This window comes from Herbaspirillum camelliae, from assembly GCF_001929405.1.
Lineage (GTDB): Bacteria > Pseudomonadota > Gammaproteobacteria > Burkholderiales > Burkholderiaceae_D > Herbaspirillum > Herbaspirillum seropedicae.
In genome coordinates this window covers 344,998-361,040 of record NZ_KV880769.1, presented here as the reverse complement: position 1 = coordinate 361,040, position 16,043 = coordinate 344,998, and the positions used below count along the sequence as shown (strand labels likewise).

14 protein-coding genes are annotated in these 16,043 nt (G+C 64.7%); 11 read left to right on the top strand and 3 right to left on the bottom strand.

Translation table 11 applies throughout. From position 1 onward, the window contains the following. Positions 1–11 precede the first annotated feature (11 nt). Genes BGK68_RS01670 through pelG form a run of 5 tightly spaced genes read left to right on the top strand, consistent with a single transcriptional unit; the run spans position 12 to position 6,164 of the window. Entirely contained in the window at positions 12–617 is a 606-nt protein-coding gene (locus tag BGK68_RS01670; RefSeq protein ID WP_075259649.1) for a penicillin-binding protein activator LpoB, read from the top strand. A gap of 24 nt (positions 618–641) precedes the next feature. Continuing rightward, entirely contained in the window at positions 642–2,117 is a 1,476-nt protein-coding gene (locus tag BGK68_RS01665) for a PelD GGDEF domain-containing protein (RefSeq protein ID WP_075255644.1), read from the top strand. After that, positions 2,107–3,147, top strand: a complete 1,041-nt coding sequence (locus BGK68_RS01660) for a tetratricopeptide repeat protein (protein ID WP_075255643.1) — start codon at positions 2,107–2,109, stop codon at positions 3,145–3,147. Before BGK68_RS01665 ends, BGK68_RS01660 begins: the two co-directional genes overlap by 11 nt. Further along, entirely contained in the window at positions 3,144–4,775 is a 1,632-nt protein-coding gene (pelF, locus tag BGK68_RS01655; RefSeq protein WP_075255642.1) for a GT4 family glycosyltransferase PelF, read from the top strand. The genes BGK68_RS01660 and pelF overlap by 4 nt, the downstream gene beginning before the upstream one ends. A gap of 18 nt (positions 4,776–4,793) precedes the next feature. Further along, positions 4,794–6,164: an exopolysaccharide Pel transporter PelG gene (gene pelG, locus BGK68_RS01650; RefSeq protein ID WP_013236168.1), complete on the top strand. Its 1,371-nt coding sequence runs from the start codon at positions 4,794–4,796 to the stop codon at positions 6,162–6,164. 50 nt (positions 6,165–6,214) lie between these two features. On the opposite strand, the gene BGK68_RS01645 is transcribed toward pelG, so the two are convergent. Then, positions 6,215–7,771, bottom strand: a complete 1,557-nt coding sequence (locus BGK68_RS01645) for a CYTH and CHAD domain-containing protein (RefSeq protein ID WP_075255641.1) — start codon at positions 7,769–7,771, stop codon at positions 6,215–6,217. After that, complete coding sequence (locus BGK68_RS01640; RefSeq protein ID WP_075255640.1) at positions 7,756–8,652, bottom strand: AraC family transcriptional regulator; 897 nt, start codon at positions 8,650–8,652, stop codon at positions 7,756–7,758. The genes BGK68_RS01645 and BGK68_RS01640 overlap by 16 nt, the downstream gene beginning before the upstream one ends. A gap of 112 nt (positions 8,653–8,764) precedes the next feature. Between BGK68_RS01640 and BGK68_RS01635 the strand changes: the two genes are divergently transcribed. Together BGK68_RS01635 and BGK68_RS01630 are read left to right on the top strand one after the other, a co-directional pair. Next, positions 8,765–9,970 carry an MFS transporter gene (locus BGK68_RS01635; protein WP_075255639.1) on the top strand — a complete coding sequence of 402 codons (1,206 nt, stop codon included), beginning with the start codon at positions 8,765–8,767 and terminating at the stop codon, positions 9,968–9,970. A 143-nt stretch (positions 9,971–10,113) separates the two neighbouring features. Next, on the top strand, positions 10,114–10,797 hold the full coding sequence (locus BGK68_RS01630) for a ceramidase domain-containing protein (RefSeq protein WP_075255638.1): 684 nt from the start codon (positions 10,114–10,116) through the stop codon (positions 10,795–10,797). A 13-nt stretch (positions 10,798–10,810) separates the two neighbouring features. On the opposite strand, the gene BGK68_RS01625 is transcribed toward BGK68_RS01630, so the two are convergent. Further along, the gene (locus tag BGK68_RS01625) at positions 10,811–11,761 is read right to left on the bottom strand and encodes a 5'-nucleotidase (RefSeq protein WP_075255637.1); all 951 of its coding nucleotides are present in this window, start codon (positions 11,759–11,761) and stop codon (positions 10,811–10,813) included. A 250-nt stretch (positions 11,762–12,011) separates the two neighbouring features. Between BGK68_RS01625 and BGK68_RS01620 the strand changes: the two genes are divergently transcribed. The 4 genes from BGK68_RS01620 to otnC all read left to right on the top strand — a co-directional run bounded on the left by BGK68_RS01620 (position 12,012) and on the right by otnC (position 15,768). Continuing rightward, positions 12,012–12,713, top strand: coding sequence for a FadR/GntR family transcriptional regulator (locus tag BGK68_RS01620; RefSeq protein ID WP_075255636.1), 702 nt, complete (start codon positions 12,012–12,014; stop codon positions 12,711–12,713). A 188-nt stretch (positions 12,714–12,901) separates the two neighbouring features. Continuing rightward, positions 12,902–13,801, top strand: a complete 900-nt coding sequence (gene ltnD, locus BGK68_RS01615) for an L-threonate dehydrogenase (protein ID WP_267889735.1) — start codon at positions 12,902–12,904, stop codon at positions 13,799–13,801. A gap of 36 nt (positions 13,802–13,837) precedes the next feature. Next, complete coding sequence (gene otnK, locus BGK68_RS01610; protein WP_075255634.1) at positions 13,838–15,124, top strand: 3-oxo-tetronate kinase; 1,287 nt, start codon at positions 13,838–13,840, stop codon at positions 15,122–15,124. Next, entirely contained in the window at positions 15,121–15,768 is a 648-nt protein-coding gene (gene otnC, locus BGK68_RS01605) for a 3-oxo-tetronate 4-phosphate decarboxylase (protein WP_075255633.1), read from the top strand. Before otnK ends, otnC begins: the two co-directional genes overlap by 4 nt. Positions 15,769–16,043: the final 275 nt, after the last annotated feature.

Below are 16,043 nucleotides of genomic sequence, written 5' to 3'. Positions count from 1 at the left end.
CGGTGACCAAGATGAAAAAACTGACCTTCTCCCGCCTGCTGCGCCTGGGCGCGGCTGCCCTCCTGGCCCTGGGCCTGGCCGCCTGCTCCACCACCGACATCGGCAACGCCCCCACGCTGCCGGCCAATGCGCGCTGGGGCCTGCTACCCTTCGCCAATCACACCGAGACGCCGCAGGCCGGCCTGCGCGCCGAGGCAATTTCCGAAACCATCCTGCGCACCAATGGCATGACCGAGCTGCAGCACTATCCGGCCTCGCTGAACAATGAAACCCTGTTCGAGCCGATGGACCGCAAGCAGCTCGACGCCGCCCTGCAATGGGCGCGCAGCGAAAACATCGCCTATGCCCTCACCGGCAGCGTCGATGAATGGCGCTACAAGGTCGGTATCGATGGCGAGCCGGCAGTGGGCATGACCTTGCAATTGATCGAAGTGGCCACCGGCAAGGTGGTGTGGGCCGCCGCTGGCGCCAAGAGCGGCTGGAGCCGCGAGGCGCTCTCGGCGGTTGCGCAGAAGCTGGCGCGCACGCTGCTGGCGCCGCTGAGTTCTACGATCTCCGATACCACGCCGGCCGTCCCGGCGACCGGTGCGCCCTCGGCGTTCAACGGCGGGGCCTGATAGGCCAGCGATGAGGATGATGACGTGAGCGATACTCCAAGGCAGGGCCGCGGCGCCACGCCCCAGCGCCCCTGGGCCGCTGGCATGAGCACCACCCTGACGGCCGGCCAGAAGCGGCAGAAATTCTGGTCGCGCTTTTTCACGCGCTTCGATACCGACAGCGGCTCCCCGCGCAAGGCCGCCTTGCGCATCGTCGAGACCGTAGCGCTGGTGGTGGCCGCGCTGGTGTTCGCCCATTGGGTGGCGCCCGAGGATCCCCTGGGCATTCGCGCCCAGTTTCCCTGGCTGTGGCTGGTACCGGCCATCCTGGCCATGCGCTATGGCAGCACCCTCGGGGTGGTCGCGGTGGCGACCATGATGGCGGGCTGGTATCTGCTGGTGCATGGCCACCAGAGCAGCGAAGCCGACGCCGTGGCGGCCGCCGCCCAGGCCTTCCCGCAATCCTATTTCCTGGGCGGGCTGGTGCTGACCCTGCTGTGCGGCCAGTTTGCCGAAGTCTGGAACGCCCGCAGCCGGCGCTTGCGCGCCATCAATGCCTACCTGGATGAGCGCCTGAGCATGCTCACCAAGAACCACTTCCTGCTGCGCCTGTCGCACGAGCGGCTGGAGCAGGATCTGCTGTCCAAGCCGCTGACCCTGCGCGAATCGCTGGACCGCATGCGTGCGCTCACGCTCACGCAGATCCTGCTGGACCCGTCGCGCATGCCCGCGCCGGACGCCTTCCTGCAGCTGCTGGCGCAAAGCTGCCAGGTCGCCTCGGCAGCGGTCTATGTGTGCGACGCCGCCGGCCACATCACCCCTGAGCCGGCCGCCAGCGTGGGCAAGGTCAGCGAACTGGCCGCCGACGATGCACTGGTGCGGTACTGCCTGGCGCAGCGCAAGCTCGGGCATATCCAGACCGAGAGCCTGAACCAGAACCTGCGCAACCAGAGCCGCTACCTGGTGTGCGCGCCGCTGCTCAATTTCGATGGCCGCCTGTTCGGCCTGGTGGTGGTGGAGCAACTGCCTTTCATGGCGCTCAACGAAGATACGCTGCAGCTCATGTCGGTGCTCATCGACTACTACGCCGACGGCATCGAGGTCGGCGGCACCGCCCGTTCCATCCTGCAGCAACTGCCGACCTGCCCGTCGGAACTGGCGGTGGACGTGGTGCGTCTGCATCGCTTGAAGCGCAGCACCGACATCGATTCGTCCCTGGTGGCGCTGGTGTTTGGCGACGACGAACTCTCGCGCGACATGTTCGACCAGATCCGTCGCCTCAAGCGCGCCGCCGATGTGGTCTGGACCTACAAGGCCGGTGGCCGCAATGTGTTGATGACGCTTCTGCCGCTGGCCGGCGCGGCCGCCGTGGACGGATATCTGATGCGGGTGGAGGCGGCCTCGCAGGCGCAGTTCGGCGCCAAGTCGCTGGCCAACTATGCGGCCATCCATACCGCAGCCATTGGCGGTGAAGAGCCGTCGCGATTGCTGCCCAACCTGGTGGAACGCTGTGCTGCTTAAATTCTCCCTTGCCGGCCTGAGCTTCGAGGTCGCCTCCATTGCCTTGCTGCTCGATGGCGGCAACGGCCTGGCCGTGCTGGGCGGCTATCTGCTGCTGCACATGGCCTCTTCGGCCCTGTTCGCGCTGGCCATCGCGCTGGTGGCGCCGCAGCGCTACCAGCGGCCTCGCGCGGGCTTGCTGGGCTATCTGTTCTGCTTCAATTTCTTCATTCCGGTCGGCGGTGCGCTGTGCATGCTCTCGGCCTTGCTGGTGGCCATGTTCTGGCCCAAGGACCAGACCGAGGATTACTTCGACACCGCCGAAGCGCCCGCCTTCGTGACCGCGCGCCGGCGCGAGGGCAGCGGCTTTTCCGGCAATCGCGTGCGCGCCCAGCTGGGCAATGTGGCCACGCCCCTGGACAAGCGCCTCAATGCCCTGGTGGCCATCCAGAGCACGCCCACGCGCGCCAGCGGTGCGTCCCTGCGCAGCCTGCTGGGCGATCCGGCCGATGACGTGCGCCTGCTGGCCTATGGCATCCTGGACAACAAGGAAAAGAAGATCACCCAGCGCATCGTCGATATCCGCCATCATCTCAAGACCGTCTCCGATCCCGAGACCCTGGCTGTGCTGCACCAGCAAGTGGCCGAGCTGTATCAGGAACTGATCTACCAGAATCTGGTGCAGGGCGACCTGTTGCAGTATTCCTGCACGCAGATGCGTGAGCACGCGCGCGCTGCGCTGGCCATCGATGAAGGGCAGCCGGGCCTGTGGTTCATGCTGGTGCGGCTGGAGCTGATGAGCGGCAATGCACCCGGCGCAGCCGAGGCCTTGCGGCAGGCCTACGAGCATGGCTTCTCGCGCGTGCGTCTGCTGCCCTACCTGGCCGAGCTCAGTTTCCTGGAGCATGACTACGACCAGGTGCGCAAGCTCTTCATCGAGATGCAGTACGACCCCAGTGTTTCTTCGCAGCCGCAACTGCACCGCTATTGGCGGCATGGCCGGCGCACCATTGCCAATCGGCCCGATTCCTTGCCGCGAGCCCGTTCATGAGCCAAGTCACTTCTTCTTCCCCGTCCCAGGCCGATGCCGATCGCTACCAGCGCCGCGCCGACTCCTGCGATGTCATGCTGCTGCTCGAAGGCACGTTTCCGTATGTCAGCGGCGGCGTCTCCAGCTGGGTCAACCAGATCATCCGTGGTTTCCCGCACCTCCGCTTTGGCCTCTGCTTCATCGGTAGCCGGCGCCAGGACTATGGCGCGCCCAAGTATGCGTTGCCGGACAATGTGGTGCATCTGGAGACCCATTACATCCACGAGAACCTGTCTGCCACGCAGGTCGTGCGCTCACGCGGCGACGCCCAGGCCTTCGCCATGATGGGCCAGCTGCACAGCATGTTCCGCGCCTATGACCGCAGCGACAGTACTTCGCATTCGGCACTGGCGGCCCAGCTGGCCGAGCTGATCCCGATGATGGCCGACGGCGGCAAGCTGGACCAGGACGCCTTCCTGTTCAGCAAGCAATCGTGGGACTACCTGACCGCGCAATACCGCATCTTCTGCACCGACCCGTCCTTCGTCGATTATTTCTGGACCGTGCGCATCATGCACCAGCCTGTCTGGACGCTGGCGCGGGTGGCGCGCAATCTCATTCCGGCGCGCTGCTATCACACGGTCTCGACCGGTTATGCGGGCTTTCTGGGTAGTCTCATGAAGATGCAGACGGGCCGTCCGCTGATCCTCTCCGAGCACGGCATCTATACCAAGGAACGCAAGATCGACCTGTTCCAGAGCGAGTGGATTCGCGACAACCGCAATGTCTTTGAAAAGGACGCTTCGCAGATTCCCTACTTCCGCGAAATGTGGATACGCTTCTTCGAGGCCCTGGGACGGATGTGCTACCAGGCCTCCAACCAGATCGTGGCGCTCTACGAGACCAACCGCCTGCGCCAGATCTTCGACGGCGCGCCGCCGGAGCGTACCCGCAATATTCCCAATGGCATCGACCTGCCGCGCCTGTCGGCGCTGCGCGCGCAGCGCAGCGAGAAGATCCCGCCGGTCCTTTGTCTGCTGGGTCGGGTGGTGCCGATCAAGGATGTGAAGACCTTCATCCGCGCCATGCGCACGGTGGTCAACCAATATCCCGAAGCCGAAGCCTGGATCGCCGGCCCCGAGGATGAAGATACCGCCTATGCAGAGGAATGCCACGCCATTGCCGAGGGACTGGGCCTGGTCGACAAGGTCAAGTTCCTGGGCTACCAGAAGATCGATGAGTTGATGCCCAAGATCGGCCTGGTTGTGCTCTCCAGCATCAGTGAGGCGCTGCCGCTGGTGCTGCTGGAGGGATTTGCCGCGGGCGTGCCGGGTGTGGCCACCGATGTCGGTTCCTGCCGCCAGTTGATCTACGGCCTGTCCGAAGAAGACCAGGCGCTGGGCGCGGCGGGCGACGTGGTGGGCATCGCCGAACCGCAGGCGCTGGCGCAGGCGGCCCTGAAGCTGCTGACCGATCCGCAGCGCTGGTACGCCGCGCAGGCCGCCGGCATCGCCCGGGTGGAGCGCTACTACACCCAGGAGATGATGTTCGGCGCCTACCGCGAACTGTATGACAACGCACTGGCAGAGCAGGGCGCGGCGGCGGCGGGTGCTGCTGCCACCGCGCTGCGTTGCCCGGTGCAGCACTGAGCACTGACAAGGAAGAACATGGCCGGTATCGGTTTCGAACTGCGCAAGATATTGAAGCGCGACAGCCTGCTTTCGTTGATGCAGGCCTATTCCTATGCGGCGCTGATCAGCTCGGGACCATGGATCATGTCCATCGTCGGCATCCTGGTCATCGGCATGCTGAGCTATACGGTGATCACGCCCAAGAATGTGATCGTGCAGTTCCAGGTCAGCATCACCTATGTGATTTCGCTGTCGCTGATCTTCACCGGCGTGTTCCAGCTGGCGCTGACCCGGTTTGCCGCCGACCGTCTGTTCGTCAAGGACAACCATGCCATCCTGCCCAACTTCCATGCCGTCTCGCTGACCGTGACGGTGGTCGGCGGCGTGCTGGGGCTGGCGGCGGTGGCCTTCCTGTTCCCGCACCAGAGCGCCCTGTACCGGTTGTTGCTGCTGGCGGCCTTCATCATCATGTGCAATATCTGGATTGCCACCATCTTCCTCTCGGGGATGAAGCAATACCAGGCCATCTTCTGGATCTATGCACTGGGCTATACCATCACCGTGGCAGCGGCGCTGCTGTTGCGCCCGCTGGGGCTGGAAGGCCTGATGGGCGGTTTCGTGATCGGGCAGGCGGTGCTGCTCATGGCGATGATGGCGCTGATCCTGCGCAATTTTCCCTCGGACCGTTTCATCTCCTACGAATTCTTCGACCGCCGCAAGCTCTATCCTTCGCTCATGGCCATCGGCCTGCTCTACAACCTGGCGATCTGGATCGACAAGGCCATGTTCTGGTACACCGCCGAGACCAGCCAGGCCATCATCGGTCCGCTGCGCGCCTCGGTGATCTATGACTTGCCGGTGTTCCTGGCCTACCTGTCGATCATTCCGGGGATGGCGATCTTCCTCTTGCGCATGGAGACCGACTTCGTCGAAGACTATGACGCCTTCTACGAAGCGGTGCGCAGCGGCGCTTCGCTGGAAACCATCGAGAAGCATCGCAACGGCATGGTGGAAACGGTGCGCCTGGGCCTGTTCGAGATCATCAAGATCCAGGCCATCGCCACCCTGGTGGTGATGGTGGCCGGCGAATCACTGCTCAAGTGGCTGGGTATTTCCACGCTATACCTGCCGCTGCTGTACATCGACGTCATCGCCGCCAGCCTGCAGGTGGTGCTGCTGGGCGTGCTCAATGTGTTCTTCTACCTGGACAAGCGCCGCATCGTACTGGGCCTGTGCACGGCCTTCGTGGTGCTCAACGTCGCCTTCACCGCTATCTCGCTGCAACTGGGGCCGACCTTCTACGGTTTCGGGTTCGCGCTGGCGGTGTTCGTGGTGGTGCTGGCGGGCTGCGTGCTGCTCTCGCGCAAGCTGGAATTGCTCGAATACGAGACCTTCATGCTGCAGTGAGCGCCGCCGCGCCGGCGGCCCTCTCCTGTCTTGTCCAGCCTTGCCCTGCCTTATCGGGGCAGTTCCTGCGCCTGCCATTTCTTCCACAGGCGCCGCGTATGCGCATGGCCATCGCGCGTCTGTCCCGCCAGGAAGCCGCGCACCCAGGCGATGCTGGCGGCGTGCCGCGTCTGTCCCTGCTGGAGCTGCTGCAGCAGTGCATCGGCCACCACCAGATCGTTCTGCTGGCCCAGATGATCCTGCAGGCGGGCCAGCGCCTTGAGGTAGGCGCGGCTGTTCTTCTCTCCATACAGGGCCTGGAAGAACTCGACGTCGTAGCGCATCTTCTTGGCGGCGATGCGGGTGCGATGGCGGGCGCGGTCACTCTCTTCCAGATGGGCGCCGCGCTTGCTCAGGCGCTTCTGGTCCCGTTGCAGCATCTGGCGGGCAAAGCGCGCCAGTGGCTGCGTCAGCGCTGGCTGGTCGGCCTGGTCCTGGCCCTGGCCTTCGCGCCATCCGCTCTGCAGCAGCCAGCGATTGAATTGCAGCACCAGCACGGTATAACGCGGTGATGCTACTGCATGCACCGCCAGCGCATGTTCCTTGCCGGCCTGGATCAGGGCGGCCTTGCGTACAGCCTCCAGATCAACGCCGGCTGCTGCCGGCATGTTCAACTGCGGCAAGGTCTCTGCGGCCAGCACATCCCAGTCGCGCGCCGTGCCGATGGCTTCGGCGATCCATTCGAATTCGCTCTCCAGCGCAGCGGGCAGGGCGATCACCTGGCCAAACAGGGCAAAGGCCGAACGCAGACGGCGCAGACCCACGCGCATCTGGTGCAGACGCTCGATGTCGCCGCTGTCCTGGTCGGCGATGTCGTTGGCCTGGATCTGCGCAACGCAGTTGCCGATGACGGCCAGGAAGGCTTGCTCCACCGGCATCTTGCGGGTCAGCTGCAGGGGCTGGGCGCGCGTGGCCGAAGAGCTCGCTGCCGCGTCGCCCTGGCGCGCCTGGTGGAACAGCGTGTAGCCGCGCTGGGCCTTGCTCTGGATGCCGATGCGCAGGGGCAGGTCCTGCAGCAGCCGCAAGGCGAAGCCAAACAGCGAGGTGGCCTCGCCGCTCTTGAGTTCCAGCTCGATCTCGCAGACCTCCGTCTGCAAGGCGCCGTGCTCCACCGTTCCCTGGTCCAGCACGCACTCCACTTCAGCGCCGTCATCCAGCTTCAGGTCCCACACCATGCGCTGGATGCGGGTGCTGAAGATGGGCGTGAGGCGGGCGGCGGTCTGTCTGGAAAACACCTTCCTGGCCCAGGGCGCGTCACTGTCGACCAGCTCGCGCAGTACCGCCAGGTCAGGCTGTTCGCCTTCCACCAGCGACTCCCATTCATTGCGCTGGTGCAGGCCGCCGGTGACACCGCCGCCGGCCTTGAGGGTCTGGATGAATTCCTTGCCGGTGCGGCGCACCCGCAGGCCGGCATCGTTACAGCGCAAGAGTAGGTCGGGCGTGTCGAAGTAGGTGCCGGTCTGGTCCTTGATGCGCGGTGCGGCCAGCGCATAGCGCTTGATCAGCGGATGGCGGATGAAGGCCTTGGTGTGGGCCGGGGCGATCAGCAGTTTCAGTTCGGTTTCCATGAGGCGTGCCGTGTCGGTTGGAAGTAGGGCGCCGCTGCGCGGGCAGGCGGCGTGGACGGGGAATGAGCCGCAGGCGAGGCCTGCCGTTGCGCCCGCCGTTGTGCCATATAGCGCGCGGGCGGCTTGCCCAGGGTCTTCCTGAACATGGTGATGAAGGCGCTGACCGAGTCATAGCCCAGGTCTTGCGAGACGCGCTGCACCGAACTGCCCGAGGCCAGCCGCTGCAGCGCCAGCATCAGGTGGATCTGACGCCGCCAGCGGCCGAAGCTCATGCCGGTCTCGGCCTGCACGAAGCGGGCAAAGCTGCGTTCGCTCATCGCATGGCGCTGCCCCCATTCTGCCACCGTGCTGCGATCAGCGGGATGCTCGGCCAGGTGGCGCGCGATGGCGCGCAGGCGCGAATGCTGCGGCGCCGGTAGGTGTAAGGGCAGGGCGTGGCGCTGGCTGTGTTCCAGTTCCTCCACCAGTACCGCCGCCAGCCGCGCGGTGCGTTCGTGCGGGGCGTAGTCCTGGCGCTGCTCGGCCAGGTGGCAGATCATCTGCACCAGCAGCGGCGACAGCGCCAGGGTGCAGCACTGCTCCGGCATGCAGGCCGCCTGCGGGGCGATGAAGAGGAAGCACAACTGGCCATCCAGCGTGACGCGGTTGCTGTGCGGCACTCCCGGCGGAATCCACACTGCTGACTGCGGCGGCACGATCCACATGCCTTGCGCCGTCTCGCAGGTGACCGCGCCGTGCAAGGCCACCACCAGCTGGCCCTTGCGATGGCTGTGCAAGGGCGTTTCGCGCTCGTCCTGGCTGGTGTGGACGCGCAGGGCCGTGACCGCGGCGTCGAGGCGGTCCGGATCGTGTTCGACCAGGCTGGCGTAGAGGGTGGCCATAGGGGCGTCCGGGTTGACCGTTTTTAGCAATATCCTGGCATTGTAGCCAAATACGCGCAGGCCGCGACTGGCTAAGCTGAGGGCTTATCGTCCCAGATCAAACTTCGCCCAGATGACGCTTCCCACGCCCGCCACCCACCCCCATGAGGTCCGCCCTGTTCATCGCAGCCTCTGGCTGATCGTCGGCATCCTGCTCATTGCCGCCAACCTGCGCGCCCCGGTCACCGCCGTGGGCCCGGTGATGGGCTTGCTGCAACAGACCTTTGCATTGTCGGCCGGCGCGGCCGGACTGATGCTGACCTTGCCGCTGCTGTGCTTCGCGCTGGTCTCGCCGCTGGCCGCGCGCACGGCCCGCAGCCTGGGGCTGGAGCGCACCTTGTTGCTGGCCCTGCTGTTGATCGGCGCGGGCATCCTGTTGCGTTCTTCCGGCACGGTGGCGGGCTTGCTGGCAGGGACCTGCATCATCGGCTGCGGTATCGCCGGCGGCAATGTGCTGTTGCCCAGCCTGCTCAAGCGCGACTTTGCCGACGACCTCACCCGCATGACAGCCATTTACGCCCTGACCATGAACAGCGTGTCGGCCCTGGGATCGGTCTGCGCCGTGCCCCTGGCGGCCCGCCTGGGCTGGGCCTGGGCGTTGGCGGCCTTTATCGCCCTGCCGCTGGTGGCGCTGCTGGCCTGGTTGCCGCAGTTGCAGCGTGATACCCGTCCAGCCACCGTTCCTGCGCGGGCGGCGTCGATTTGGCGGCAGCCGCTGGCCTGGCAGGTGACCTTCTTTCTCGGCACCAATTCACTGGTGTACTACGTGGTCACGGCCTGGCTGCCTTCCATCCTCGCGGCCAATGGCTACAGCGCAGTGCAGGCCGGCAACCTGCATGGCTTGATGCAATTGGCTTCGGCCTTGCCGGGCCTGCTGCTGGTGCCGCTGGGTCCGCGCATCCGCGACCATCGACCAGTCGCGGTCAGCATGTCGGCCGCCACCGTGCTGAGCCTGATCGGCTTGATCGCCTGGCCGCAGGCATCTCTCGTGTGGGTGCCGTTGTTTGGCTTTGGCACCGGCGCGGTGCTGATCCTGGGCCTGGCCTTCGTCGGCACGCGCGTGTCGACGCCGCCGCAGGCGGCCGCGCTGTCGGCCATGGCGCAGAGCGTGGGATATCTGCTGGCCGCTACCGGGCCCATCGTGATGGGACGGCTGCATGACGTCAGCGGGGGATGGACGTTGGTGCTGGCCTTGTGCGCCGGCGGGGCGGTGTTGATGGGACTGCTGGGATGGCTGGCGGGGCGGCCAGGGAGGGTGATCGGGGCGCCGCCGAAGTGAAGTGATCATCGTGTGCCGCTATCTCCGCTGAACAGTCGCAGCTTGGGCAGTCGAGGGGCGCGGCAGTGCTGGTAAAAAAGGCCGGGCTGTCGGATCATGGGAGGCTGTTTCCGCCACCCTTGACCATACCTTGACCGCCCATCATGAATGACTCGCTGTTCGTCCCCGTGGATCTCTACTGCGAACGGCTCAGCCCCGCGTTCTGGGCTGAGCCCGTCAATGCCTTGTCGAACCTGGGGTTCATTGTCGCGGCCTATTGCGTATGGCGTCTGCTGAAGTCGCGGGGAATGCGGACTTCTTCGATGGCCGGGATCCTGGCGCTGATGATCGCCGTGATCGGCATCGGCAGTTTCCTCTTCCACACCGTGGCCGTGCGCTGGGCATTGCTGGCCGATGTCATTCCGATTTCCATCTACCAGGTGCTGTTCCTGGCGTTCTATCTGCGCCAGGTGGCGCGGCTGTCCTTGGCGGTGGTGGGGGCGTGGCTCCTGGCCTTCTTTGCGACCTCGTACGGGATGGGCATGCTGCCCGATCAATGGCTCAATGGTTCGTTGTCGTCATACGGCTCGGCCTGGCTGTTCATCGCCGGCCTTGGGGTGTATCACTGGCGCCAAGGCAAGCACGAGCCGATGACATTATTGCTGGCCTTGGGCGTGTTCACGCTCTCGCTGGCGTTCCGCTCGGCGGATATGGCGGTGTGCCACTATGTCAGTATCGGCACGCACATGTTCTGGCATCTTGCCAACAGTATCGTGCTCTATCTCACCACGCGGGCGTTCATCGTGAATCTGCAGCCGTTGCAGCCGTTCGGCGGCGAGAAAGAATGACGCCCCTGCCGCGTCATGGCGTGCTGGACTTGCCGGTCCGCATGCGCGCCCCGCGCGCGCCTTCGAGCGTGCCGCCCTTGTAAGGCACCCGTCCGGACGGCACCACCACGGCTGCCTTCTGCACATGACCTTCCTGGTCATCAAAGAACATGTGCGCCCCGAAGGCCTGCAGCACCTCGGCCTTGTTCAGACCACCCAGGAAGAAGGCCTCATCGACCGTCACATTCCAGGTCCGCAATGTATGGATCACACGCTGGTGCGCCGGGCTGTTGCGCGCCGTGACGATGGCAATGCGCACCGGACATTGCGCCGGCGGAAACTGTTTCTGGATCGCCGACAAGGCCAGCAGCAGCTTGGCGAACGGGCCTTCCTTCATGGCCTTCTTGCGGTGGCGCTGTTCGTGGCGGGCAAACGCTTCCAGCCCCTTCTCCGCAAAGATGCGCTCGGACTCCGCCGAGAACAGCACGGCGTCGCCGTCGAAGGCGATGCGGATCTGCTTGTCCGGCGCGCTGTAGTCCAGCGGGGCGGCGTACAGCTGCGCAGCGGCCACGCCGGCGTCAATGGCTTCCTGCACGTCGCCGGTATCGCGCGAGAGGAACAGGTCGATCTTGAAGGCTTGCAGATAGGGCGCGGTGGGCCCGCCACCGGTGAAGGCGGCGCGGCTGATGTCGAGCTTGTGGGCGGCAATGGCGTTGAAGGCGCGCAGCCCGGTGTCGGGCGTGTTGCGCGAGATCACCACCACTTCCACCAGGCGGCGATCCGCAATCAGTTCATTCAACTGCAGCAGCGCCTTGACCAGCGGAAAGGCCGTGCCGGGCTGCAGCGGATCGTTCTCGTGGTCGCGCTGGTATTGCGCATACGCGTCCACGCCTTGCTGGTCGTAGATGGCGTTTTCGACTTCGAGGTCGAACAGGGCGCGGGAAGAAATCCCGATGACCAGCTTGTCGGAGAGATCGTAGGGCATGCGGCACATCCATGGCGGGAAAGCCATGATTGTAGAGCCCCCGGCACGCTGGCGCAGCCTTGCCGCAGATATTCGCATTCTTGATGTCTGGAGCGAATTGCGCCATATATCATTCCAAATGTCTTCATCTGCTTCCAATTTTCATCAAATGAGGCTGTTACTCCGCGTAAAGACAAAAAATCGGATTGCCGGCCTCAAAATAAATTTGTATGATGACCGGATAACTTTACGATAACGACCGCGAGACAGCATGTTTCAGAAGATCCCCGCACAGGCGCTCAGCGACACTGTAGCCAGGCAATTGCTGGAGAACATCGATGCCGGTGCTTTCCCCCGAGGCAGCAAGCTTCCCACCGAAGCGGTGCTGGCCCAGCAATTCGGAGTGAGCCGCACGGTAGTGCGCGAAGCCATCGCCCGACTGAAGCATGAAGGCGTGGTCGAACCGCGCCAGGGCAGCGGTGTGTTCGTGACCGAGCAGGCAGGCATCAAGCCTTTGCGCATCGATTACACCGAGGTCAGTTCACCCGAGGCCGTGTTGCAGATCGTCGAGCTGCGTCGCGCCATCGAAGCCGAAGTCGCGGCGCAGGCGGCCAAGCGCCGCAGCGCTGAAGACCTGCAGGCCATCGAGGCGGCGCTGGCGCAGATCGGTGTGGATGTCGCGGCAGGCGGGGATGGAGTGGCGGCCGATGTGGCCTTCCACCGCGCATTGGCCCAGGCTACGCGCAATCCCTACTTCATCAAGACGCTGGAGTTTCTTTCCCAGTATCTGGAGGCGGCCACGGCGGTCACGCGCGGCAATGAAGCGCGCTATGAGGATTTCTCGCGCCAGGTGCGCGAAGAACATGAGGCCATCGTCCAGGCCATCCGCGCCGGTGATGAGATGGCTGCGCGCAATGCAGCGCAGACGCACATGTTCAATGCAGCGCGGCGTTTGAGCCAGGGGCAATCCTGAACAGGATCGGCCCAGGCTTGAATGGCAGTAAATGATCTAAATGATTTATCGGATTTAGAAGATTTAAAAGATTTAAGCGATTTACGTAACTTGAAATTCCGACGCCGGCCCCTGCCGGCGTTGCATCATCAACCCGGCGCAAGGTCCTGCCATCACCATCGGGCAGCGGCGCCATCAATGCGGAGGCAATTATGTCCAGGAATGTAGGTGTGATCGGTTTGGGTGCCATGGGTTATGGCGTGGCCAGCTCGCTGTTGCGTGCCGGCTTCAACGTGCATGCCTGCGATGTGCGCAAGGAAGTCCTGGACAAGTTCGCCGCCGCCGGTGGCGTGGCCTGCGCCAATCCGGCCGAACTGGCCGGCAAGGTCGATGTGGTGATCACCCTGGTGGTCAACGCCGCCCAGACCGAGACGGTGCTCTTCGGTGACAACGGTGCGGTGTCTGCGATGCAGCCTGGCAGCGTCGTGATCTCCAGCGCCACCGTGGCGCCGGACTTCGCCATCGAACTGGGCAAGCGCCTGGCCGAGAAGGGCCTGCTGCTGCTGGATGCACCGGTCTCCGGTGGCGCCGCCCGCGCCGCTTCCGGCGAGATGACCATGATGACCTCCGGCCCCGCCGAGGTCTACGCCAAGATCGAAGACGTGTTGGCTGGCATGGCCGGCAAGGTCTATCGCCTGGGCGACACCCACGGCATCGGCTCCAAGGTCAAGATCATCAACCAACTGCTGGCCGGTGTGCACATCGCCGCTTCCGCCGAAGCCATGGCCCTGGGCCTGCGCGAAGGCGTCAATCCGGATGCGCTCTACGAGGTCATCACCCACAGCGCCGGCAACTCCTGGATGTTCGAGAACCGCGTGCCGCACATCCTCAATGGCGACTACACCCCGCTGTCGGCCGTGGACATCTTCGTCAAGGACCTGGGCCTGGTGCTCGATACCGCCCGCCGCAGCAAGTTCCCGCTGCCGCTGTCGGCGGCTGCCCATCAGATGTTCATGATGGCGTCCACCGCCGGTCATGGCGGCGAGGATGATTCGGCCGTCATCAAGATATTCCCTGGCATCGACCTGCCGCCGGCCAAGGCAAAGTAACCAGCGTCGTCCCTGCATCTGAATCGAGGAGTTTCCATGTCCACATCCCGTCCCTTGCTCGGCTGTATCGCCGACGACTTTACCGGCGCGACCGACCTGGCCAATATGCTGGTGCGCGGCGGCATGCGCACCGTCCAGACCATCGGCGTACCGGCTGAAATGCCCGCCGTGGCCGCCGATGCGCTGGTGATCGCACTGAAGTCGCGCACCATTCCCGCTGCAGAGGCCATCGAGCAATCGCTGGCCGCGCTGCGCTGGCTGCAACAGCAGGGCTGCACGCAGTTCTTCTTCAAGTACTGCTCCACCTTCGATTCCACCGACGCCGGCAACATCGGTCCGGTCACCGATGCGTTGATGAAGGAACTGGGCGTGGACTTCACCATCGCCTGCCCGGCCTTCCCGGAAAACGACCGCACCCTCTATCGCGGCTACCTGTTCGTGGCCGATGCGCTGTTGAACGAATCGGGCATGGAAAACCATCCGCTCACGCCCATGACCGACGCCAACCTGGTGCGCGTGCTGCAACGCCAGACCGAGTCCAAGGTCGGCCTGGTGCGCTATGACACCGTGGCGCGCGGCGCTGCCGCTACGCAGGAGCGTTTCACCGCGCTGCGTAGCGAAGGCGTGAAGATGGCCATCGCCGACGCCGTCTCCGACAAGGACCTGTTCACCTTGGGCGAGGCCTGCGCAGAAATGAAGCTCATCACCGGCGGTTCCGGCGTGGCCTTGGGCCTGCCGGAGAACTTCCGCCGCGCCGGCCTGCTCACCGCCGTGGGTGAAGCCGCGCAACTGCCCAAGGTCGACGGCCTCTCGGTGGTGCTGGCCGGTTCCGCCTCCAAGGCCACCAATGCCCAGGTGGCCGAATGGAAGGCCAAGCGTCCTGCCTTCCGCATCGACCCGTTGGCGCTGGCCCGTGGCGAAGATGTGGTGGCGCAGGCGCTGGCCTTTGCCGATGAACGCATCAAGAACGAACCGGTGCTGATCTACGCCACCGCCACCCCCGATGAAGTCAAGGCGGTGCAAAAGGAATTGGGCGTGGCCAAGGCTGGCCATCTGGTCGAACAGGCCCTGGCATCGATTGCCGCAGGTCTGAAGCAACGCGGCGTGCGCCAGTTCGTGGTGGCCGGCGGCGAGACCTCCGGTGCGGTGGTGCAGGCGCTGGATGTGCGCGCACTGCGCATCGGTCCGCAGATCGATCCGGGCGTGCCGGCAACCGCCACCCTGGATGACCAGCCGGTCGCCTTGGCGCTGAAGTCGGGCAACTTCGGCAGCGTGGACTTCTTCGAGAAGGCGCTGCGCACTCTCGACGGGAAGACCGCATGAGCCGCCACACCAACGAAAGCGCATTGCGCGAAGAGATCTGCCGCATCGGCGCCTCGCTCTACCAGCGCGGCTACACGGTCGGTTCGGCGGGCAACATCAGCGCCCGTCTGGAGGATGGCTGGCTGATCACGCCGACGGACGCCTGCCTCGGTTTCCTCGATCCGGCCGCCATCGCCAAGGTCGATGCAGCCGGTGAATGGGTCTCGGGCGACAAGCCCTCCAAGACACTGGTCCTGCATCGCGCCATCTACGACAACAATCCCGAGATGCATGCGGTGGTGCATACGCACTCCACGCATCTGGTGTCCTTGACCATCAATGGCGTCTACAGCGAGCAGGACGTGTTACCGCCAATTACGCCCTATTACGTGATGAAGGTTGGCCACATCCCGCTGATCCGCTATGCCCGCCCGGGCGCACCGGAAGTGGCCGAGCAGGTAGCCAAGATCGCCACCCAGGTGCGTGGCGTACTGCTGGAGCGGCTCGGCCCGGTGGTGTGGGAAAGCTCGGTCTCCAAGGCCGCCTTTGCACTGGAAGAGCTGGAAGAAACCGCCAAGCTCTGGCACCTCGCCGGTGGCCGCGCCACGCCCCTGGAAGAGCCCGCGCTGCAGGACTTGCGCGCTACCTTCAAGGCGCGCTGGTAAGGACAGCAGCAGTCTCAGGCAGCCTCAGCAACCCTTAGCAACAACGCGTCATGGCGGTCGCATTCAGACCGCCATGCCCCGCTTGCGCCCAACGGAAGGTGGTGGGCGCAGGCGGTACCCAAGCCGGCAGCAGACCGGCCCGTCAATGCCCTGCGTTCGCCTCTTCCAGGAAAAGGCGCGGACGCTGCGATTGAATCCACAAATTGCCCGTCAGACCACGGGCGCCAAGCAACCAGTGGCTGCACCAACAGCCGCGCCACTCTTAGGGAGATGTA

Coding starts and splice junctions, on each gene's coding strand:
- BGK68_RS01645 (WP_075255641.1), bottom strand. CDS start 7,771: ATGGAAACCGAACTGAAACTGCTGATCGCCCCGGCCCACACCAAGGCC.
- BGK68_RS01670 (WP_075259649.1), top strand. CDS start 12: ATGAAAAAACTGACCTTCTCCCGCCTGCTGCGCCTGGGCGCGGCTGCC.
- otnC (WP_075255633.1), top strand. CDS start 15,121: ATGAGCCGCCACACCAACGAAAGCGCATTGCGCGAAGAGATCTGCCGC.
- pelF (WP_075255642.1), top strand. CDS start 3,144: ATGAGCCAAGTCACTTCTTCTTCCCCGTCCCAGGCCGATGCCGATCGC.
- otnK (WP_075255634.1), top strand. CDS start 13,838: ATGTCCACATCCCGTCCCTTGCTCGGCTGTATCGCCGACGACTTTACC.
- BGK68_RS01640 (WP_075255640.1), bottom strand. CDS start 8,652: ATGGCCACCCTCTACGCCAGCCTGGTCGAACACGATCCGGACCGCCTC.
- BGK68_RS01620 (WP_075255636.1), top strand. CDS start 12,012: ATGTTTCAGAAGATCCCCGCACAGGCGCTCAGCGACACTGTAGCCAGG.
- BGK68_RS01630 (WP_075255638.1), top strand. CDS start 10,114: ATGAATGACTCGCTGTTCGTCCCCGTGGATCTCTACTGCGAACGGCTC.
- BGK68_RS01635 (WP_075255639.1), top strand. CDS start 8,765: ATGACGCTTCCCACGCCCGCCACCCACCCCCATGAGGTCCGCCCTGTT.
- BGK68_RS01625 (WP_075255637.1), bottom strand. CDS start 11,761: ATGCCCTACGATCTCTCCGACAAGCTGGTCATCGGGATTTCTTCCCGC.
- pelG (WP_013236168.1), top strand. CDS start 4,794: ATGGCCGGTATCGGTTTCGAACTGCGCAAGATATTGAAGCGCGACAGC.